The 19798-nt window shown below is 40.2% G+C and carries 21 protein-coding genes; 1 reads left to right on the top strand and 20 read right to left on the bottom strand.

Features of this window, described 5'->3' with window-relative positions; genetic code table 11:
• Window positions 1-81: 81 nt before the first annotated feature.
• Both IPMB12_RS03860 and recC read right to left on the bottom strand, forming a co-directional pair.
• A complete protein-coding gene (locus IPMB12_RS03860) occupies window positions 82-870 on the bottom strand; it encodes a TatD family hydrolase (protein WP_166915128.1) in 789 nt (262 codons plus the stop codon).
• Window positions 870-4256 carry an exodeoxyribonuclease V subunit gamma gene (gene recC, locus IPMB12_RS03855; protein ID WP_166915126.1) on the bottom strand — a complete coding sequence of 1129 codons (3387 nt, stop codon included), beginning with the start codon at window positions 4254-4256 and terminating at the stop codon, window positions 870-872. Before recC ends, IPMB12_RS03860 begins: the two co-directional genes overlap by 1 nt.
• Before the next feature lie 217 nt (window positions 4257-4473).
• Here recC and IPMB12_RS03850 point away from each other — a divergent pair, with 217 nt between their 5' ends.
• Window positions 4474-4857: a hypothetical protein gene (locus IPMB12_RS03850; protein WP_166915124.1), complete on the top strand. Its 384-nt coding sequence runs from the start codon at window positions 4474-4476 to the stop codon at window positions 4855-4857.
• Window positions 4858-5259: 402 nt separating this feature from the next.
• On the opposite strand, the gene fabF is transcribed toward IPMB12_RS03850, so the two are convergent.
• The 18 genes from fabF to IPMB12_RS03760 form a co-directional block, all read right to left on the bottom strand.
• Window positions 5260-6504 (bottom strand): beta-ketoacyl-ACP synthase II, encoded by a 1245-nt coding sequence (gene fabF / locus IPMB12_RS03845; RefSeq protein WP_166915122.1) that lies wholly within the window; start codon window positions 6502-6504, stop codon window positions 5260-5262.
• Window positions 6505-6627: 123 nt separating this feature from the next.
• Window positions 6628-6861: an acyl carrier protein gene (acpP, locus tag IPMB12_RS03840; RefSeq protein ID WP_166915119.1), complete on the bottom strand. Its 234-nt coding sequence runs from the start codon at window positions 6859-6861 to the stop codon at window positions 6628-6630.
• Between the two features lie 149 nt (window positions 6862-7010).
• A complete protein-coding gene (gene fabG / locus IPMB12_RS03835; protein ID WP_166915117.1) occupies window positions 7011-7745 on the bottom strand; it encodes a 3-oxoacyl-ACP reductase FabG in 735 nt (244 codons plus the stop codon).
• A 19-nt stretch (window positions 7746-7764) separates the two neighbouring features.
• Window positions 7765-8700: an ACP S-malonyltransferase gene (gene fabD, locus IPMB12_RS03830; RefSeq protein WP_166915116.1), complete on the bottom strand. Its 936-nt coding sequence runs from the start codon at window positions 8698-8700 to the stop codon at window positions 7765-7767.
• Between the two features lie 152 nt (window positions 8701-8852).
• On the bottom strand, window positions 8853-9806 hold the full coding sequence (locus tag IPMB12_RS03825) for a beta-ketoacyl-ACP synthase III (protein WP_166915115.1): 954 nt from the start codon (window positions 9804-9806) through the stop codon (window positions 8853-8855).
• On the bottom strand, window positions 9806-10852 hold the full coding sequence (gene plsX / locus IPMB12_RS03820; protein ID WP_166915114.1) for a phosphate acyltransferase PlsX: 1047 nt from the start codon (window positions 10850-10852) through the stop codon (window positions 9806-9808). The genes IPMB12_RS03825 and plsX overlap by 1 nt, the downstream gene beginning before the upstream one ends.
• Before the next feature lie 12 nt (window positions 10853-10864).
• A complete protein-coding gene (gene rpmF, locus IPMB12_RS03815; RefSeq protein ID WP_166915113.1) occupies window positions 10865-11032 on the bottom strand; it encodes a 50S ribosomal protein L32 in 168 nt (55 codons plus the stop codon).
• 19 nt (window positions 11033-11051) lie between these two features.
• On the bottom strand, window positions 11052-11570 hold the full coding sequence (gene yceD / locus IPMB12_RS03810) for a 23S rRNA accumulation protein YceD (protein WP_166915112.1): 519 nt from the start codon (window positions 11568-11570) through the stop codon (window positions 11052-11054).
• Between the two features lie 91 nt (window positions 11571-11661).
• A complete protein-coding gene (locus IPMB12_RS03805) occupies window positions 11662-11955 on the bottom strand; it encodes a contact-dependent growth inhibition system immunity protein (RefSeq protein ID WP_166915111.1) in 294 nt (97 codons plus the stop codon).
• A complete protein-coding gene (locus tag IPMB12_RS03800) occupies window positions 11952-12545 on the bottom strand; it encodes an RNase A-like domain-containing protein (RefSeq protein ID WP_166915110.1) in 594 nt (197 codons plus the stop codon). The genes IPMB12_RS03805 and IPMB12_RS03800 overlap by 4 nt, the downstream gene beginning before the upstream one ends.
• Window positions 12546-12570: 25 nt before the next feature.
• Window positions 12571-14505 (bottom strand): BglG family transcription antiterminator, encoded by a 1935-nt coding sequence (locus tag IPMB12_RS03795; protein WP_166915108.1) that lies wholly within the window; start codon window positions 14503-14505, stop codon window positions 12571-12573.
• An 85-nt stretch (window positions 14506-14590) separates the two neighbouring features.
• Entirely contained in the window at window positions 14591-15331 is a 741-nt protein-coding gene (gene dagF / locus IPMB12_RS03790; RefSeq protein WP_166915106.1) for a 2-dehydro-3-deoxy-phosphogluconate aldolase, read from the bottom strand.
• A gap of 5 nt (window positions 15332-15336) precedes the next feature.
• Window positions 15337-16452, bottom strand: a complete 1116-nt coding sequence (locus IPMB12_RS03785) for a DgaE family pyridoxal phosphate-dependent ammonia lyase (RefSeq protein WP_166915104.1) — start codon at window positions 16450-16452, stop codon at window positions 15337-15339.
• Window positions 16436-17563, bottom strand: coding sequence for an amidohydrolase/deacetylase family metallohydrolase (locus tag IPMB12_RS03780; protein WP_166915102.1), 1128 nt, complete (start codon window positions 17561-17563; stop codon window positions 16436-16438). The genes IPMB12_RS03785 and IPMB12_RS03780 overlap by 17 nt, the downstream gene beginning before the upstream one ends.
• Window positions 17564-17663: 100 nt before the next feature.
• A complete protein-coding gene (locus IPMB12_RS03775; RefSeq protein WP_166915100.1) occupies window positions 17664-18311 on the bottom strand; it encodes a DUF4310 family protein in 648 nt (215 codons plus the stop codon).
• 38 nt (window positions 18312-18349) lie between these two features.
• A complete protein-coding gene (locus IPMB12_RS03770) occupies window positions 18350-19111 on the bottom strand; it encodes a DUF4311 domain-containing protein (protein ID WP_166915098.1) in 762 nt (253 codons plus the stop codon).
• Between the two features lie 9 nt (window positions 19112-19120).
• Window positions 19121-19420: a DUF4312 family protein gene (locus IPMB12_RS03765; protein ID WP_166915095.1), complete on the bottom strand. Its 300-nt coding sequence runs from the start codon at window positions 19418-19420 to the stop codon at window positions 19121-19123.
• Entirely contained in the window at window positions 19420-19788 is a 369-nt protein-coding gene (locus IPMB12_RS03760) for an SFCGS family glycine-rich protein (RefSeq protein WP_166915093.1), read from the bottom strand. The genes IPMB12_RS03765 and IPMB12_RS03760 overlap by 1 nt, the downstream gene beginning before the upstream one ends.
• Window positions 19789-19798 lie beyond the last annotated feature (10 nt).

Genomic DNA, 19798 nt, shown 5'->3' with positions numbered 1-19798 from the left:
TGATTAACTGATTTCACTTACCTTATAAGTAAAATTGTTTTTCTTGAAAAAAATATAACCGTCGGTTATTTAATCTTTCTCTTAATATGAGATAGTCTCTTTCAGACGAGGAAATAGCTGCAAAGTATTTTCAAAAATAGTTTGTTTGATAACGTCCGGTGACTCAGCTCTGAGTGCACAAAGAACGTTAAATACTTCAGCAACTCTTTCTGGTCTATTTGGTTGCCCCTGATAACCTGATAGCGGCATATCAGGTGCATCGGTTTCTAAAATCAAGCTACTTAGAGGCAACTGTGCTATGGCTGAACGTGTTTTATTGGCTCGCTCATAAGTGATGACACCCCCCACTCCAATAGCGTAGCCCAGACGAATAAATTGCTTCGCCTGTTCCAGACTGCCGGAAAAACCATGTACTACACCAGTGCAAGGTAAATTCGCCCGCTTTAACTCTTTATACAATAAATCATGTGTCTGGCGGGAATGCAGCAGAGCCGGAAGTTCATATTCTTTAGCCAGAGTTAATTGTGCCCTGAAATACTCATATTGTTCATTTAGTTCAGGTTGCGTAACATAATTATCCAGACCGATTTCACCCAATGCGACCAGTTTAGGATTCTCACGATTTGCTTTTAATAAAATCGCTAAATACTCAAGGTCTTGTTGCTGATGATGATAGATAGGATGAAGCCCTATCGCTGCATAGAGTAAAGCATGCTGTTTTGAAAGGTTCATTACCAAATCAAAACGGTCAGCTGTCACCGTTGGTACAATAATTCCCCTTAAACCTGCCTGTTCTGCTTGCTGTAAAGCTAAATCAGCCTGCTCCACAAAAGGAGGGAAATCAAAATGGCAATGTGTATCAATAAACATTACTCTTCCTCCTGACGATGCAGCATAACGGGTAACAGATATCTCTGTGCCGTCGAGAGTATTTGTTCTATTAATTCTGGTGTAAGTTCCGGTGTAACTCGGCGATAGTAATCATCAAACTCGCCATTAAACTGATATTGACCAAGCCAGCTCTGCATAAATTTATCCAGTGCTTTTTGCTGAGCTGATTCAGAGAAATCAACCTCACCTTTTTTGGTATCAAAGCAGCTTTCTAGCCATGACCAGGCACTTTTTAATGGTAACACCAGTGGTTGATTCATTCCCTGTTGATAACCATCAATTAAGGTCTGCAAATACGTTTTAGCCATAACAGAATCAATAAATTCAAAACACCACTGTGTATCGTTTCTGCCATATATTCTGCTTTTTGCTTGTACATTATTACTCTGACAGCAATAAATCAGATGCTCAATCCAAAGCGCCATACCATCATAAATAGAGAGATTACCCGGGCGCCAGCGCAACAGTCCATCAACCTGCACATCATTCAGCCAGCCTTGTAGTTGATAACGATAAATCGTTAAATTAACCTCTTGGGTCTCTGTCGGCTGCTTTTCACTCTGCACGCGCAGAGCAAGTTGCTGCATATCCTGATATTGCTGTTTTAACAGTAAATCACCAAATACACCATAAGGCAGCAGACCTTCGATTTTAATCTGTTCAAATGTTTGATTAAGATCTTTATCTTTGATTAAACTATTCAGCAGTTCCTGATTAAGCTGATAGCGCTCCAGATTATCCAAATCAAAGACTTCTGTTTGCGGCAAAGATTCTTCCCTATGCTCAAAATAGATGTTAAAACGCTGCTGCAGAAGTGTTCTGACAGAATGACGATAAAACTGTTTTAGTTCATCAACGGTTACTGTTTCAATGGTGACTGGCGTAATCTCTGTAGCAAACTCCTGCAGCTGACCTTGGGACTGTGCAGCAGCCAGCCATTCATCAGCATAGCTTTGAATATGATAATGCTGCTTATCACTAAGATAATTTTGTTCACTAAATGGTGTTCTGGCATGTTGTGTGGTTAAATGTTTCAGTAATGACGCTGCGCTCTCATCAATATTGAGTTTTTCATCCCCTTTTAGCACATAACTTTGAGTCAGATATTCTCGCAGTTCATCAACTAAGACCGAAGGATAGCGTTCGCTATTATCTTCAATTGAACGACCAATATAACTAATATAAAGCTGTCTTTGGGCTGACAGAATCGCTTCTAAAAACAGATAACGATCATCATCACGACGACTACGATCACCGCGCTGCGCATGATGTGCCAGTAAGTCAAAACCTAAAGGAACCGAAGTGCGTGGATACACGCCATCATTCATCCCGAGTAAACAGACGACGTTAAAGGGAATTGAACGCATTGGCATCATGGTACAGAAACTAATTTTACCGGCCAGGAACCTTTGATCTATCTGTGTTTTTTCCAGCTTCATCTGTAAGGCGTCATGCAAAATAGTGATTGTCATTGGTTGCTGGTAACCGGAATCAATACCTAAATCAATCAGAGATTGCCACTGTTGTTCTATCAGCATCAGTAGTACTTCACTCTCCTGATCGCGAGTAAAAAAGGTGTCCAGCAGTTCATTACAGAGTGGTCGCCATTCACTCAGTGTTAACGTTGATGACAGACGTTTGCGCCACAAGGTTAAGCTCATTAAAAAGTCAGCTAATTTACCAACCAGCTCAGCAGCAAGGCCTGTCGCACCATCATAAGGTAATATATTTTGCCAGCTACCATTTTGCCCTTTCATCACATAACCAAGCAGTAATCTGGTTAAGCCAAACTGCCAGGTGTGTTGTCCTGTTGCTGGCAGATTAAAGGACTCGATCATCTCATCATCCAGACCCCAGCGAATACCAGACTCAACCACCCAATAACGCAGTTGTTTTAGCTGCGTTTCATCAATATCAAATTGGCTAGCTAGTGCCGGGACCTCCAGCAAATCAAACAGATCTTCGGTGGTAAACCGGCTTTGTGGAATATTTAGTAAGGTAAAAAACGCCTGCACAATAGGGTGAACAGTACGAACCTTCTGGTCAGAGATGGTATAAGGTAGATAACGTGACTTAGGTGCATTACCAAATACCGCCTGAATGTAAGGCGCGTAACGATCAATATCTGCCACCATCACAACAATTTCACGTGGTTGTAAATCTGGCTGAGAATCAAGTAGCGATAATAAATAATCATACAGAACTTCCACCTCACGCTGCTCACTGTGGCAGGCGTGGAAAGAGACAGAAAAGTCCTGACGCTGGATTTTCTGTTTTTTCTGGCTTTGATTAAAAGACTTTTCATCATGACCAACAACACTCTTATCATCTAAATCTAACATATTTTGCTGTAAAGCGTGTAAGAGCGTATCCGTACCTGGATCGACAAAGCCTTCAATATCATTTTTGTCTTCAAATTCTTGCAATAAAAACAGGTTATCACGCCCGAGCTTACCCCATGAGGCTAAGAGTGGATTTGATTGAGTGACCGGCATAAAGAAGTCAAACTGCTGCATATCTCCTTTGAGCAGCCCACGTTCAGTTTTATCCTGATAATGACGCCACTGGGTTTGTAGCAACTTATTCAGCCATCGCTGATCGGGGATATCACCCCAGTACCAACGACAAGGATTAGTAAACATCAGATGGACTTCAACATGTTGACTGAGCGCGTATAGAGAGCGCAAATACATAGGTGGCAGTGACGCGATACCAAAGATAAATATTCGCTTAGGTAATTTCGCTCTGATTGACTCCTCTAAATGACTGGCGGACAGAGACTCAATAAAGCGTTGATAAATATTAGCCCGATGAGAATGAGGTAACCCTAAAGATTTATTATATTCAACCAGAGCCTGCCAAAGTGGAGCCTGCCATTCCTGAGAAGACTCGAGTCCACTGACATGTTCTCCCTTTTCCCATGTTGCAATCCATTCCGGACGATAGACTAAATACTGGTCAAATAAATCGGCAATACGAGTTGCCAGCTGATAGAACTTACGTTCCCGATTATCCTTAGAGATATATTTTTTTAAAATCCGGAATTCAGCATGTTCAATTAACTCAGGAAGAATCTGCATGAGCTTCCAGCTCATCGCATCTTTATCAAATGGGTTATTTTCCGGAATGTCAGGTAACACACACGTGTAGGTATGCCAGATGAAATTAGCCGGTAAGATAAAATCGATATTAGCAGAAATACCAAACTCTTCGGCCAGTTGTATCTGTAACCATTGCGCCATACCTTTACTCTGTACCAGAACCACTTCTTTAGTAAATACCGACTCAAGCGGATCGCGCTCAATCAGCGCCGCTGTCAGTGATTTTAAGAGTTCTAGCTGATTAGAGTGGTAAATAGTAAACATATAAGGCACCGGGTTAATATGATGTGATTATAACCAAAAACAGGTCAGTAAGGAATGCACACCTGAGTTTAGTCTTGTCTGGTGTGTAGAACGAGTAATCAAGAGCTGTTGAGCTCTCCTGACAGTAACAGAATATTGTAAGAGCAGAAAATTAATCTGGTTTTACCCTGATAAATAGGTTATACATACAGAAAAATAAAATAATAAGACGAATCCCATGAAATATTTTCCTTTAGTGATACTGCTTTTCCCCTTGTATTTGACGGCTTCGCAGCCAACTTATTCGCAAATGGATGAAGGCAATGAAACAATTCACGGCTTAAAATTTATTAATGAAAAAGCAGTGCAATTTATGGATCAATATAATCTTAAAAATAACACTAGCTGGGTAACTTCTGAACCCAATGCTAAAATCGTTGTTCCAAAATGTACAGTCCCCTTACAGGCCAAATGGTTCAGGCTTGCCGGTCACCCGGTAAATCGATTTTGGTATATTCAGATTTCTTGTGATAAGACTGTTGATGAGAATTACAAAGACTGGCAAGTAAAGATACCAACAACGAGGCCAACGCAGGTGTTTTATCAAAATAAAGATAAATAATTTGTTGCTTTAAACATCAGCATTGAGTTGCGCGGCACAGCCGCGCTTTATAGATCTTAGAGCAGTGAAATCATTAGCCTTTGTATGTTGTACGGTGTAGTCGTGCTATCAGTTCTTTAGAACGATGAATTTGATGGAGAGCGTATTCCATAGGTCTTAGCGAGCCCTCGAGCGGGCGCCTATGGTGTGCGCTAGGCCATCAAACCCACAGACTATTCAACATCACCAATAATATTGCGCCAGGGCGGCGCAGTCCGCCCCACTCCCAATGCTAATAACAAACAACAATACCAGGAATTATGCCAAGCGGGGCGTGAGCCCCGCCCAGAACCTTGCTAATACCCTAAAAACAAAAAAGGACACATATCACTATGTATCCTTTTCTCAAATTTCTAAAATTACTTAGATTTTCTTAAATAATACAGAACCGTTTGTACCACCAAAACCAAATGAGTTACAAAGAGCATATTCCATATTTTTTACCTGACGCGCTGTGTGTGGAACAAAGTCCAAATCGCAACCTTCATCCGGGTTATCTAAGTTAATCGTTGGCGGAACAACCTGATCGCGTAGTGCTAAAACAGTAAAGATTGACTCTACAGCACCTGCCGCACCAAGTAAGTGACCAATCATCGACTTAGTTGAGCTAACCATGACTTTATGAGCATCTTCTTTAAATACCGATTTAACTGCCTGAGCTTCAGCCTTATCACCTGCTGGTGTTGATGTACCATGTGCATTCACATAACCAACATCTGCCGGTGTAATACCTGCGTCTTTAATCGCATTTGCCATTGATAGTGCAGCACCTGCCCCGTCTTCCGGAGGTGAAGTCATATGATATGCATCACTACTCATACCAAAGCCAACAACTTCGGCGTAGATCTTAGCACCACGTTTTTTAGCGTGTTCATACTCTTCAAGTACCATAATACCGGCACCATCACCAAGTACGAAACCATCACGATCTTTATCCCACGGGCGACTTGCACCTTTAGGATCATCATTACGTGTTGATAATGCACGAGCAGCACCAAAGCCACCAATACCAAGTGGAGTACTCGCTTTTTCGCCACCGCCTGCCAGCATCACATCAGCATCACCATAAGTAATCATACGCGCAGCATGACCAATATTATGTACGCCGGATGAACAAGCTGTTGCAATTGTAATACTCGGACCTCTTAATCCATAAATAATAGAAAGATGACCAGAAATCATATTCACAATGGTTGACGGTACAAAGAACGGACTGATTTTACGAGGACCACCATGTACAAGTGCACTATGATTTTCTTCGATTAAACCTAAACCACCAATACCTGAACCAATTGCTGTACCAATACGGGTTGCATTTTCTTCCGTAACTTCAATTCCCGCATCCTGCATCGCCTGCATGCCTGCTGCAATACCATACTGGATAAAATAATCCATTTTGCGAGCATCTTTACGAGAAATATTGTAGTCTTCACAGTTAAAGTCTTTGACCATTCCTGCGAATTTTGTAGCAAATGGGGTCGTATCAAAATGTTCGATGAGTTCAATACCACTCTGTCCGGCTAACAGTGCTTGCCAAGTAGATTCAACAGTATTACCAACAGGAGATAGTAGACCCATTCCAGTTACAACAACTCTGCGTTTAGACACGTTGCCCTCCTGAAAAGGATGAAATGATTATGTTCTTTATTTTGAGTAAGATTCGATTGAACATAATATGTATAAATAAACTAGGCGATCGAGTGATCGCCTATGAGAAAAACTCTGCTAACCTTATTGATTCGCAGTAACGTAATCAATTGCAGCTTGAACAGTAGTGATTTTTTCAGCTTCTTCGTCAGGAATCTCTGTATCGAATTCTTCTTCTAAAGCCATAACTAATTCAACTGTATCAAGAGAATCGGCGCCTAAATCTTCAACGAAAGATGATTCGTTTTTAACTTCATCTTCTTTAACGCCTAATTGTTCAACAATAATTTTCTTAACGCGCTCTTCAATAGTGCTCATACTCTTTTTTTTCCTATAAAAACTCGCTTACGCGACGGTAGATGTAGTTTATAAAATGTTGAAAAAGATGCCAACATATTTTTCAACATATTGTATATATTTTGGTCACTCTCACAATATGCTTGCTTATATTACACTATTTTGAGAGATTACACCATATACATGCCGCCATTGACATGTAAAGTTTCGCCTGTGATATATGCTGCATCGTCAGAAACCAAGAAAGCAACAGCGTTCGCAATCTCTTTAGCATCGCCAAGACGATTTGCCGGAACCTGCGATAAAATTGCTGTACGTTGATCATCAGACAGTGCTTTAGTCATATCTGTTTCAATGAAACCCGGAGCAACAACGTTCACAGTAATCCCACGAGAAGCCACTTCACGTGCTAAAGACTTACTGAAACCAATTAAACCGGCTTTTGCTGCTGCATAGTTCGCCTGACCTGCATTACCCATAGTACCAACGACAGAACCGATGGTCACAATACGTCCATAACGTTTCTTCATCATAGTACGCATCAGAGCTTTAGACAGACGGAATACAGAAGTTAAGTTAGTATCAATAATATCCTGCCACTCATCATCTTTCATACGCATTAAAAGATTATCGCGCGTGATACCTGCATTATTCACCAGAATATCAACATCACCATATTGAGCTTTAATCGTGTCAAGTACAGCTTCAATAGAGGCTGAATCAGTAACGTTTAGTGCTAAACCTTTACCTTTATCACCAAGATATTGGCTGATTGCTTCTGCACCTTTTTCAGTCGTTGCAGTACCAATAACTGTTGCACCACAAGCCACTAATTTTTCTGCGATCGCACGACCAATACCACGGCTTGCTCCGGTAACCAGTGCAATTTTTCCACTTAAGTTCATAAGTTCCCCTTTTAATAAACTATTTCGTATTGTCCAGTGCAACGGCTAATGATTCTGGATCATTCACAGCACACGCTGATAATGAGTCAACAATACGTTTTGCTAGCCCGGTTAGTACTTTACCTGGCCCAACTTCAACTAACAATTCAACACCTTGTTTTGCCATTTCTTCCACAGATTCAGTCCAGCGTACCGGGCTGTAAAGTTGTTGCACAAGTGCAGATTTAATCGCATCTGCTGATGTTTCAACTTTAACATCAACGTTATTAATCACTGGATATTGTGGAGCACTAAAAGTAAGATTTTTTAATGCTTCAGCTAATTTATCAGCGGCTGGTTTCATCAATGCACAATGAGAAGGAACACTTACAGGTAAAGGAAGAGCACGTTTAGCCCCCGCTTCTTTACATAAAACACCTGCTCTTTCTACCGCTTCTTTATTACCAGCAATAACGACCTGACCCGGTGAGTTAAAGTTCACTGGAGAAACTACTTGCCCTTGCGCTGCTTGTTCACAAGCCTTAGCTATTGACTCATTATCCAGACCGATAATGGCATACATTGCACCTGTTCCTTCCGGAACAGCCTGTTGCATTAATTTACCACGTAGTTCAACCAGTTTAATCGCATCTTGAAAGTTGATCACTCCAGCACAAACCAGTGCAGAATATTCCCCTAAACTATGTCCTGCCATAACCGCCGGCTTAGCTCCGTTTTCTGCCTGCCATACACGAAATGTAGCAACAGAAGCCGCTAACAGTGCCGGTTGAGTTTGCCAGGTTTTATTTAATTCTTCTGCCGGGCCATTTTGAACCAGTGCCCATAGATCATAACCAAGAACCTGTGATGCTTCTGCATAAGTCTCTTTTACGATTGAATATTTTTCAGCCAGAGTTGCCAGCATCCCAACAGTTTGTGAACCTTGTCCAGGAAACACCATTGCAAATTTGGTCATTGTGATTTTCCTTAATGTTTATTTACTGTTATCTGCTTAACCTGACTGTCTGTTTAAATCACTTTTCATATTGGAATTTATTTAAGCAAACGATAGAAAAACAGATCAATTTAAACGAAAAAGGGAGATAACTCTCCCTCAAAAAATTTTACTTAGAAACGAACCAGTGCCGCGCCCCAGACAAATCCACCACCAAAGGCTTCAAGCAGAATCAGTTGGCCGCGCTGAATACGTCCATCACGAACGCCCTGATCTAAAGCACATGGTACAGAAGCTGCAGAAGTATTACCCTGCTTATCTAAAGTAACAATGACTTTATCCATTTCCATACCCAGTTTTTTAGCTGTTGCAGAAATAATACGTAAGTTAGCCTGATGAGGAACCAGCCAGTCAAGTTCAGATTTATCTAAGTTGTTGGCTTCAAGTGTTTCATCAACTAAGTGAGCAAGTTCTCTGACAGCCACTTTAAACACATCATTACCCTGCATCGTTAAATAACTAGGATCTTTTAAATGTTGACGATCAATATAAGGCAGTTTAAGTAATTCGCTGTAGCTACCATCTGCATGTAGATGAGTTGAAATCACTCCCGGCTGTTCAGAAGCACCAACAACAGTTGCACCCGCACCATCACCAAACAGGATAATAGTTCCACGATCTTCCGGATCAAGTGTACGGCTTAATACATCAGAACCAACAACTAATGCGTATTTTACTGTACCGTTTTTAATAAACTGATCAGCCACACTTAATGCATAAACATAACCAGAACAAGCAGCTGAGACATCAAAAGCAATGGCGTCTTTGATGCCGAGTAAATTTTGTAATTCAACCGCAGCACTAGGAAAAGCATTTTGAGTTGATGCAGTCCCCACCACAATCAAACCTATTTGATCTCTATCGATTCCAGCCATTTCAATTGCTGGTTTAGAGGCTTCAAAAGCCATAGAAACGACACATTCATCTGGTGCGGCAATACGTCTTTCCTGAATACCTGTTCGGGTAACGATCCATTCATCGCTGGTATCAACCATTTTTTCAAGATCAGCATTTGTACGAATTTGTGCCGGAAGATAACTTCCTGTACCTAATATTTTTGTATACATTAACTATTATCACTCTTTGGTAATGCTAATGAGAGACTCATCGCTATCCTGTCAGGAATATTTTTTTCGATCGATTGTATCGCCTGTTCAATCGCCGCTACAAACGCTTTTTGATTTGCTGAGCCATGACTTTTAATTACTGTACCCTGAAGCCCGAGCAAACATGCCCCATTATACTGCTGTGGATCTAAATGACCAAAGTTTTTTGATACCCGGCGTTGTAACCAAATACCAAGGATTCTCATCCACCAGGATTTACGCGTAATCGTTAACCTGAGTGACGATAAGAATATCTCAATTAAACCTTCTACTGTTTTTAGCGTCACATTGCCTACAAAACCATCACAAACCAAAACATCAGTTTTTCCAGTCAGTAATTCATTACCTTCCAGATAACCAATATAATTAATCTTGTGATGAGCTCTGAGAGTTGCAGCTGCAGCTCTGATACTGTCTAATCCTTTGACTTCCTCTTCACCAATATTAAGCAGTGCAACGCGTGGGCTTTCAATACCTAAAATATTTTCCGCCATAATTGATCCCATGACGGCAAATTGCACCAGCATATTGCTATCACACTCAGCATTAGCACCTAAATCAAGGATCACTGTTTTCCCTTGATTGAGAGCAGGCAATACCGCCATAAGTGCAGGACGATCAATATCAGGTAAAGGTTTGATTAATAATTTCGCTAGTCCCATTAAAGCACCAGTATTACCGGCACTCACACAAGCTTGAGCTTTCTTACTTTTAACCAGTTCCAGAGCAATTCGCATTGAGCTCCCCTGACTATGCCGAATAGCAACAGAAAGTTTCGCATCATGAGTAATAACAGAAGTGGATTCAATAATGGTTAAGCGGGATAAGATATCAGATGACTTTGAGTTCTCTTTTTGAGATAAAAGAGATTCTATCTCGGTTGGATTACCAACGAGAAGAATATGCAGATTAGGATGTTGGGTCAGTGCTTGTAGAGCAGCAGGAACGGCTACGCGAGGACCAAAATCCCCGCTCATAGCATCTAACGCAACCGTTAGATTGTCCAAACGATCACCTAATTATTTAGCAATAACCTTACGGCCACGATAGTAACCATCAGCGGTCACATGGTGACGTAAATGAGTTTTACCTGACTCATCTACTGAAATATTTGCTACAGTTAGTGCATCATGTGAACGACGCATACCACGTTTTGCACGAGTTTTACGATTCTGTTGAACAGCCATGGGTTTTACTCCTCACTCTTTACTTGTTCTTTAAACTTGCTAATACGGCAAAGGGATTTGGTTTTGCTTCCTCTTCAGGAATTTCACCAAACACCATGTCCGCTTCTGACACTTCACAGTGTTTTATATCATGAACCGGCGCTATTGGTAATGACAGAATCATTTCGTCTTCAATCATTGCCACTAAATCAATCTCACCAAACTCATTAAGTTCAGCGGGCTCGTAGCGCTCTGGTAATGCTTCCGCCTGTACATCAGTTTTCACAGGACTGAAATCATTCTTTATGTGGATAGTATGTTTAAATGGCTTACCACAACGCTGACACGTCAGACTCACTTCTGCATCAGCTTTAATATGAATGCCACATAACTTTTGTGAATCAATCGCAAATGAAATCTCTGCCTTGATATCACTATCCACACTCGCAACTGACTCAATAAGGCGCACAGCTACATTTCTTGGATATATACCTACATAATCCAACCGTTTTTGCGCTGTTTTGACCGGGTCAATTGTTAAGGGTAATCTATTTTGCATAAGGCGCGCATATTACCCTTAAATACCTATTTAGTCAATTAGGAAATCACGCTTTAGCGATCAATTCGCTGACTAATTCGCCACATAAATGCTATGGCTTTATTTGCTCTAAAATGGAACTTAGCCATGCCCGACTATCTGTAAAATGTTGTAGGTAGTCATAATTACAATCAAACTTTTCAAAAAACAGATGTTCCAGTTCCACTTCTGACATATCACTTGTCAGTATATCTTCAATATCCTGAATCAATTGTTTCTGTTCTTCTGATGTCTCTTGGTCAAGATAAGCCGCTAATACACCAGGAAAGCCACCAAAGAGTAAATCAAAATCCTGATGCAGATAACATTCAGTAAAATAGGCTAGTGCTGGGAATTGTTTTCTCATTGCTCTGGATATCCGGTAATAATTTTATAACCAATAGGCATTCTGTTATCTTGCCCAATAATCACTTTAACACCATAGACTTCTTTGATGGATGGCCAACCACGGGAATAACTATAACCTACCGCTGTTGGCGAACGATAATTGATCGCTAAATATTCTCTTTGTTTATTTTTCAGGTAGTTATCAATTCTGGCTTTATTATAAGTAATCGCCTGGCTAACCGCTTGTTCTGCAGTCACTAAATCATAAAAACTGGAGGCCGTTCTCACACCATCAGAATTGACACGCTCTTTGAGCTCCTGCTCTGTTCTACCAACATGGCGCTCAATCAGGTGCCCACCCGCTTGCTCATGTACCAATAAACCCCCACCAGGAACCAAAACCTGAGATGAACTTCTCTGAGAAGAAGTACCAGTCGATCGCGATGGAATAACATCAGAATCAATCGTTGGTTGGGTGGAACCGGACTCAATAACTGGAGCATTTGGTTGCCCTACTGGCTCATACTGAACTTTCTCTGATAACAGAGCAAACATCACGCCGATAGCAATAAAAATAACGGCAGCTAAATATAGTATTCTTTTTTTCATATTTTCACTCTACTCGTATAGTAAATTAAGCAATTCGCCCTAAACTATCTTTCGCAATGGCCTGAAAATCATTAAATGACTGGCTATTTAATAATCGTTTGGTCGCTTTCTCTTTTACAAAGTTAACAAACAGACTATAAATTGCCATTGCTTCTTCATATTCCTCTTTGCAGATCGCAAGTAAGAAAATGACATAAGCCATCTCATTTTTATCATGTCCCCAGGCAATACCTTTAGGAGCAAGTATTGTGACAACGGTTGTTTTTTTGGCTAATAAGCCAACAGTGTGTGGAATAGCAATGCCTTCACCAAGCATTGTTGGAACGATTGATTCCCGCTCTACCAGAGACGGATAAAACTCTTCATCAATATATTCTTCATCAGCCAGTTTTTGACTGACCATTTTAAATAATTCTTCTTGTGTCGTCTCTTCTTTTAATACCATAAAGAATTTTTCACTAAAGAATTTCTCTAAAATATAAGGACGCGTACGATCGATCATCGCCAGACGCCCTAATTGCTCTAACTGATAAGGTGTCGGGAATGGTGCAATTTTTACAATCGGTTTATTTTTTTCTGATAATCTTACCGTAGTAATAACAAAATCTTCTTCAATTGTTGACAACAACTCATATTCACGCAGTGATAGTGTATTCACAATTTGAATCTGCGGGAAATCACGTTTAATTTTGGCTTCTATCATACGTAAAGTAGCATTACCCGAATCGCTCACCAATAGTGCATGCGGATGACGTTCATAACCCACATTATAATTACGTTCCAGTGCCACACCGATATGTACTGTTAAATAGCCAATCTCATCTTCACTCAATTTGTGGTCGATATACAAATCAGTATTTGTAATGGCTGAGAGCGTAATATCATAGGCAAATGGATAGTACTGCTTAATTTCATCAAGCAGTGGATTAGATGAGCGAATCTGATACTTAATTCTCGCCAGCATAGAAGCTAAATGAATAGAGAGATCACTTTTGAGTTTTTCATCACGGCGTAAATCATAGTTGTAGGTACTGTTAATATAATCCAGCAGATGGCTGACAAGCACATCGCTATTTTGCTGCATACCACTCATAACATTAGAGTGATCAGTAATACAGCGCGCCGCAATTTGCACGCTTAAATAATTACTCTCTGCTTGCGAAACTTCTGTACCAAGGAAATAAGTAAATCCTTCAGCAATTTCAATCGCAGCCTTCTTTACCACCTCATCAACATCGTTAGCTTCAAATTCAAGTAGCTCTTGTCCGGTAGTAATACGAACAATTGAAATAGCACAACTATAAAGCAAATAACGCTGGCCTTCCGGTGTGATTTTAATATCAAATCGTTCAAAACGATTTTGTAGAATTTTTTCAAGGAAAGTTAAATCAATATCGTTTAACACATCTTGTTGTAACTGGCTGATCGCTCGTTCATCTTCGGCTGAGTACATCTGCCAGAAAATATCGGTTAAACAGGCACGAATTGATGTTTCAGCACCAAGTAGTTTCATCCCATAATGAGGACGCTTATCAAAAGAGAGATGATATTTTTCTAAATACTCTCTGACCTCAGCCATATCCGCTTGTAATGTACTGCGGCTGATAAACCATTCATCGGCAATATCATCTAATTTAATCGACTGAGGGTGAGTTAAGAAGTGAACCAGTAAAGCAAGCACTCGCTCTTTACTCGTTCTTGGGATAACTTTTAATTGTTCTTGTTGATGCGGTAGTGTTTTAAATAAGGCTTCATCAGAAATGATTAACTGATAACCAACACCGCGCTCATACTGAATCTGAGCACCATAGCGTTGTAGGATCTCACTTAGCGCTAAAATATCGGTACGAATCGTACGGGTGGACACAGAAAACCGCTTAGCCAACTCCTCCTGCGGAAGAACTTCAGCCCGAATCGTATCAAATAAGTAAGCTAATCGCTGATAAGGAAACAGAACCATTAGTTACCTCTTGGCTAAATGACAGACAGAACCATTAAAACACAAAAAATAGGCGATATATACCCAATATCGCCTATTTTATCGATTAACCGACTAATTTCTTAGTGATTTCAAGTAATTTACGTACATCTTCCGGACGTGTTTTACCTGTTGCTTTATCGATAATTGAACTATAAATATGAGGAATGATTTTCTTAACACCAGCATCAAGACCAATTTTTAAAATAGTCTCATAGTTATTCAAATCAATACCACCCGTTGGTTCAAGATAGAAGTCTTGTTCAAAACATGCTTTTGCTAAATGCTCATATTCAGCCTGATATTTTAGACCGTCCATAGAGAAGAATTTAGCTGAGCTACAGCCCATATCTTTTAGCATCGCAATGGCAGTTTCAGTCGGTACCACACCATCCGGACGTTTTGAACTCAGTGGACCCGTTGATACTTTAACTAAACCCACTTTACCCGTTGGAGAAATTAAGCCGTTGATAACAGTTTCATTTTGACCCACTAGCGCACGGCTTGTTGCCACTCCGGTAAAGACCTGATTGATATGCTGTGGTTGTAACTTAGCAGAAATTTCAGATACCATTTTAGACTGATTTGGATCACCAGCACCAAGACCAACAGAAATAGCATTGTTGATTGCAGCAGCATATTTCTTCATATCTTCAATCGCTGAAGCATTATCTGGGTAATTTTTAGATAACACGCCAACCACCACATAACCTTCTGCAGCATCATAAATTTCTTTTGCATTTTCAACTGAATTTGCTAGTACGTTTAGACAGACTCTGTCTTTATAATATTTTGGACTAAGTTGCATTATTTTTAAGCTCCTTCAATAATACTTTTAATTTTGTTGTAAATGACATCAAGTTGTTCCGCAGAAACGCTTCTTACGTCAGCATCGACTTTACCGTCGTTCGCTTTATATTCACGGAAATAAACAGCGGTATCACCCTGCTTCATCAACTTAACCATCTCAATGGCTGTTTTACCAATGACTTTCTCATCAAAAGAGATTTCAGTACGTGCGATATCACGACCAGCACCGTCCCATACCGCTTTAGCTGAAATACCATTCAGTTTATTTAGCTTGTCCATAAATGGTGTCATTTTCTCAACCATTTCTTTACCACTTTCTTTTTTCGGATCAAGAACATAAAGCTCAATAGCTTTGGTAAAACCAAGAATACCTTCTTTACCTACTTTCATAGGACGGCCAATACCATTGGATTGCATTTTAACCCATTCAACTGCTTGCTTACGGCCAATCACTAAGCCACTAGTAGGGCCTTCAATCGCTTTAGCACCGCTGTAAATCACAAGGTCAGCACCAGTATTGTAGTAAGCATTCAGATCTTCTTCTGCCGCTGCGTCAACAATAAAAGGAATACCATGTTTTTTAGCAATCGCTGCAGCTTCTGCTACAGATAACATACTTTTTTGTACACTGTGGTGAGATTTAATATATAAAATCGCTGCTGTATCTGGATTAATTAATGCTTCGATATGCTCAGGTTTACACTCGTTAGCATAACCCGCTTCAACCACGATACCACCACCAAGCTCAACCATTGTACTCACTGGAGCACCAAAGTTTACGTTATGTCCTTTAGGAACAATGATCTCTCTTGGCACATATTTTTCAGATGAATGTAGATTATAAAGTAACTCCATATCATCTTTAACGATAAATGCAGCAACAGATTGAGCAATACCCGCAGATGCACATGACACAACCACTGCATTCTCAACTTTTAATAGCTTAGCAATATATTCACCGGTTTTATCAACCAGATCCTTCATTTCAAAATACTCATTTAAGCCATGAGCAACTGTATCAACCACTTCCGGACGAGGTGTTGATACACCAAGAATAGTCATACGACCAGAGGCGTTAATAACTTTCTTTAAACCGTATTTTTCATAAACTGAGGCCATTTTCTTCACCTTCTTTAGTTACAATAGTTTCACCAGCAACAATTGCTGCTAGTGGCACAAATTTTTCTTTGCTTTCTCGTTTCGTCCCTTCGGAGTCCGATAGTGTGATAGTTTCAGGTAGAATATCAAAAATCGTAAAGTCCGCATCAAATCCAACTTTGATTTGCCCTTTATTTTTCAGATGTAGCATTTCTGCTGCATGAGAAGTTACGCAATCTAAAATTTGCTGTTTAGTATAGTCAATACATAAGAACTTCGTCATAACATTAGCTAGGCTATAAACCGGGCCATTTAGACGATTCTTAGAGTAAATATCAGAACTGATTGTCATCGGGTAAATACCCAGTTCTTTAGCACGCTCTGCGACTTTAAAGCTAAAGCTCTCGCCACCATGTCCAACATCAAGCACCACTCCACGTGACAGTGCTTTCATGATTGAATCACGAATGGTATTTTCCTGATTTAAAATACGGTTTGGCTTACCATTAAAGCAATGAGTGATAATATCGCCTTTTGTTAATAAATCGGCAATATCATCTAAATCCGGCGGATTGTTACCAATATGAATCATCAGTGGTAATCCGGTTTTCTTCTGCATCTCTTTAGCGCGAACAAGTGGTGTTATTCCATTCTCACCAACGACGCTTTTACTCATTCTGGCCTTAAGTCCGACAATAAAGTCAGGATGTTTAGCCATCGCTTCATCAAATAATTTCTGATCGATATCAGCCATATCTGCCAGTTCATTTTGACGAATCACACCGATTCTGGAGATATTTAAGAATGCATAAACGTTAGTCTTTACATTACGGGTAATTTGATAGAAACGATCAATCTCATCAGCACCAACACTACCTGCGTCGATCACAGTAGTAACCCCTGCAGCAACACCCGCTAAATCAGGTTCATCATGATAGATTGGTGATAGTTCAAATACGTGAGCATGAGCATCAATCCAACCAGCACTCACAAAATGTTTGCCAGCTAAATCTATACTCTTTTTCGCCGGTAAACTAACTGATCCAATTTCTGCAATCTTGCCGTTTGCAACCGCAATATCAACGACTTTACCATCAATAAGCTTTGCCTGTTTTAGAATTAAATCATACATAGTTACGCTCGCTTTGTTATTTATATAAAAGTACTTATATAAAAGATTCAATTATATTGAAAAGGTCAAGAAGCCCTGCCTGAGCAGGACTTCTTTTTTGTTACATCATTGGGAAGATACCACCAAATACCATCGCACCTAAAATAGCACCACCAGTAATTGGTTTTTTCCACACGTAGAATAGTAATGCGCCAAGTAGTGAACCTAAACCAATTGGAATAGACGCTACCATCGCTGATAAAATGATCATAGGGCCTAAGAAACGACCAGATGCGTTACCTGCACCCATCATTACGTCAGCACCAAAGGTAGAACCACCTTCCTGATTAATCGTTACTTTACGGATTAAGATGATAACCAAACCAACAGCAACACCCAGTCCACCACCTGTTACTAAAGATACAGCAAAGTTCTCAATTGGCAGAACAATACCAGCACTTAATAGTAAAGCAGGAACACCAAGGCCGATACCTGTTTGTAGTGAGCCACCGATATCAAGAATACCAACTAAAGAACCCTCGATAACACGAGCAAATAAGAAGCTCGCACCAAATGCAGCAACTGCACCGTAATCACCTGTTGTCATACCAGATTTTAACATCGCAACGAATGCGATTTCATTGAATGCACCAATACCATATACATAAAATGTATGAGTACCGGCAAAAATACCTGCAGATAAAATACCGCAAAGAATTGGGAATGCCCAGTCAGCATACCAAAAACTATTGTTTCTTACTTCTGTCATAATAACCTTCCTAAATAATAATGTTTGTTATGCCTAAATTACGCTCTGGCAGTAAACCAGTATGAAAGGCTATCCTGGAACGATTTGATTAATTTCGCATCAAATCCACGGAAGTACCCACTCAGAACAAACAAAATAATTACCGCAGCTAACATCATTTTCATTACTCGGTTCCAGCCACTATCATCCACGCCTTTACCGATTAAGATACCAAGAACAAGTCCCGGAACAGCATTACCCATGATTAATTGAGCAAGACCACCAAATAATGTTCCCCAGAAGCCTGAACGACGACCAGCATCGATAGCAGCTAACCAGAAGATTACTGGCATCACTGTCGCTACAAGTAGGTTAGCAGCAGGAACAAGTACATTTGTTGCTGTCACTTTTAACGTGTCAGGAATTGCAGAAGTTGTCGTATTTAAGAATAAAACAACTAAGATACCCACGATAGTACTGGCAATAGCCATTTTACGTGGATCATGTAATGTTTCAGCGACGTTTTTATTTTTTACTAGTAGTAACGCTGCACCCCAGTTAGGGATGATACGGTGGTCAACGTCCTGGGTGAAAGAACCCGCAGCAACAGATGATGCCCACGCATTGAAGAAGAAGCCTAAACCTAAAGAGAAGTGAGCCGCAGGGTCACCTTCACAAGAGTTTAACTCGCCCAGAGTACGAAACGCACCCATACCTTGATAAGTTGGTGCGTGGAACATACGCGCTGCGCCTGCCCCTACACCAAATCCACATAGCCCACCAATAATGATAGACTTAAATGCGATAATTAATATTTCCATGTGTTATCCTTACTTAATAGATGTAAAACTAACTTTGCCCATATCAACAAAACACACATCAACAGTGACATCTAAGATAACCGTGCACAGTGCTTTTTCTCTTGGTAAAAAGAAGAAAAGAAACTTCTCTGTGGTGATCTTTTCTGTCGCAGAAACTACTTCCACATTAAGTGGTTCAAGACGCAAAATCATATTGCTATTACTTTTCAATATTTCTCTTTGAATTGAACTAAGTGCAGCGGCAAAAGCACGCGCACGTGAATTACCCGTACCTTGTACTCTTACTGTTAGCTGTTGATTTTCTTTCATTATTGATTACCGTATTTTTTAACGTAAGCTGTTGCAATACGACGACCCAGTTCTTCAGTATCCATAAAACCAAAGCCAAGAACTTTACAGCCTTCAGCGATCGCAGTTTCGCCTTCTTCAACAGAACGCATACCGTAACGGACTTCATAACCATATTTGTTTTTTGCAGTTAATGCACCCGCACCGCCACTACCACAGAAAGAAATACCTAAATCAGCGTTTTCTTTTTGCATTACATCGCCAAGTTTCATATCAGCAGCCATACCCGGAACAACAACAGCCTTACAGCCAGCAACAGACTCAATACCTGCAGCTACTTTTTGGCCTTTACCCATACGGTCACCAATAACAATAACGATTTCTTTCATAATTTTGACC

Origin of the sequence: Zophobihabitans entericus, from assembly GCF_011745665.1 — a bacterium.
GTDB classification, from domain to species: Bacteria; Pseudomonadota; Gammaproteobacteria; order Enterobacterales; family Orbaceae; genus Zophobihabitans; species Zophobihabitans entericus.
The sequence above is the reverse complement of the archived record's forward strand: the minus strand, read 5'-3'. Positions and strand labels throughout refer to the sequence as shown.

What these genes read in the sequence shown, in the direction of transcription:
- IPMB12_RS03780 (WP_166915102.1), bottom strand. Translation starts at nt 17,563, where the DNA reads ATGTATGATTTAATTCTAAAACAGGCAAAGCTTATTGATGGTAAAGTC.
- IPMB12_RS03860 (WP_166915128.1), bottom strand. Translation starts at nt 870, where the DNA reads ATGTTTATTGATACACATTGCCATTTTGATTTCCCTCCTTTTGTGGAG.
- fabG (WP_166915117.1), bottom strand. Translation starts at nt 7,745, where the DNA reads ATGAACTTAAGTGGAAAAATTGCACTGGTTACCGGAGCAAGCCGTGGT.
- IPMB12_RS03805 (WP_166915111.1), bottom strand. Translation starts at nt 11,955, where the DNA reads ATGAGAAAACAATTCCCAGCACTAGCCTATTTTACTGAATGTTATCTG.
- IPMB12_RS03785 (WP_166915104.1), bottom strand. Translation starts at nt 16,452, where the DNA reads ATGGCCTCAGTTTATGAAAAATACGGTTTAAAGAAAGTTATTAACGCC.
- IPMB12_RS03775 (WP_166915100.1), bottom strand. Translation starts at nt 18,311, where the DNA reads ATGACAGAAGTAAGAAACAATAGTTTTTGGTATGCTGACTGGGCATTC.
- IPMB12_RS03770 (WP_166915098.1), bottom strand. Translation starts at nt 19,111, where the DNA reads ATGGAAATATTAATTATCGCATTTAAGTCTATCATTATTGGTGGGCTA.
- fabD (WP_166915116.1), bottom strand. Translation starts at nt 8,700, where the DNA reads ATGACCAAATTTGCAATGGTGTTTCCTGGACAAGGTTCACAAACTGTT.
- dagF (WP_166915106.1), bottom strand. Translation starts at nt 15,331, where the DNA reads ATGCAACTTAGTCCAAAATATTATAAAGACAGAGTCTGTCTAAACGTA.
- acpP (WP_166915119.1), bottom strand. Translation starts at nt 6,861, where the DNA reads ATGAGCACTATTGAAGAGCGCGTTAAGAAAATTATTGTTGAACAATTA.
- IPMB12_RS03825 (WP_166915115.1), bottom strand. Translation starts at nt 9,806, where the DNA reads ATGTATACAAAAATATTAGGTACAGGAAGTTATCTTCCGGCACAAATT.
- IPMB12_RS03800 (WP_166915110.1), bottom strand. Translation starts at nt 12,545, where the DNA reads ATGAAAAAAAGAATACTATATTTAGCTGCCGTTATTTTTATTGCTATC.
- IPMB12_RS03795 (WP_166915108.1), bottom strand. Translation starts at nt 14,505, where the DNA reads ATGGTTCTGTTTCCTTATCAGCGATTAGCTTACTTATTTGATACGATT.
- IPMB12_RS03765 (WP_166915095.1), bottom strand. Translation starts at nt 19,420, where the DNA reads ATGAAAGAAAATCAACAGCTAACAGTAAGAGTACAAGGTACGGGTAAT.
- rpmF (WP_166915113.1), bottom strand. Translation starts at nt 11,032, where the DNA reads ATGGCTGTTCAACAGAATCGTAAAACTCGTGCAAAACGTGGTATGCGT.
- recC (WP_166915126.1), bottom strand. Translation starts at nt 4,256, where the DNA reads ATGTTTACTATTTACCACTCTAATCAGCTAGAACTCTTAAAATCACTG.
- IPMB12_RS03760 (WP_166915093.1), bottom strand. Translation starts at nt 19,788, where the DNA reads ATGAAAGAAATCGTTATTGTTATTGGTGACCGTATGGGTAAAGGCCAA.
- IPMB12_RS03850 (WP_166915124.1), top strand. Translation starts at nt 4,474, where the DNA reads ATGAAATATTTTCCTTTAGTGATACTGCTTTTCCCCTTGTATTTGACG.
- yceD (WP_166915112.1), bottom strand. Translation starts at nt 11,570, where the DNA reads ATGCAAAATAGATTACCCTTAACAATTGACCCGGTCAAAACAGCGCAA.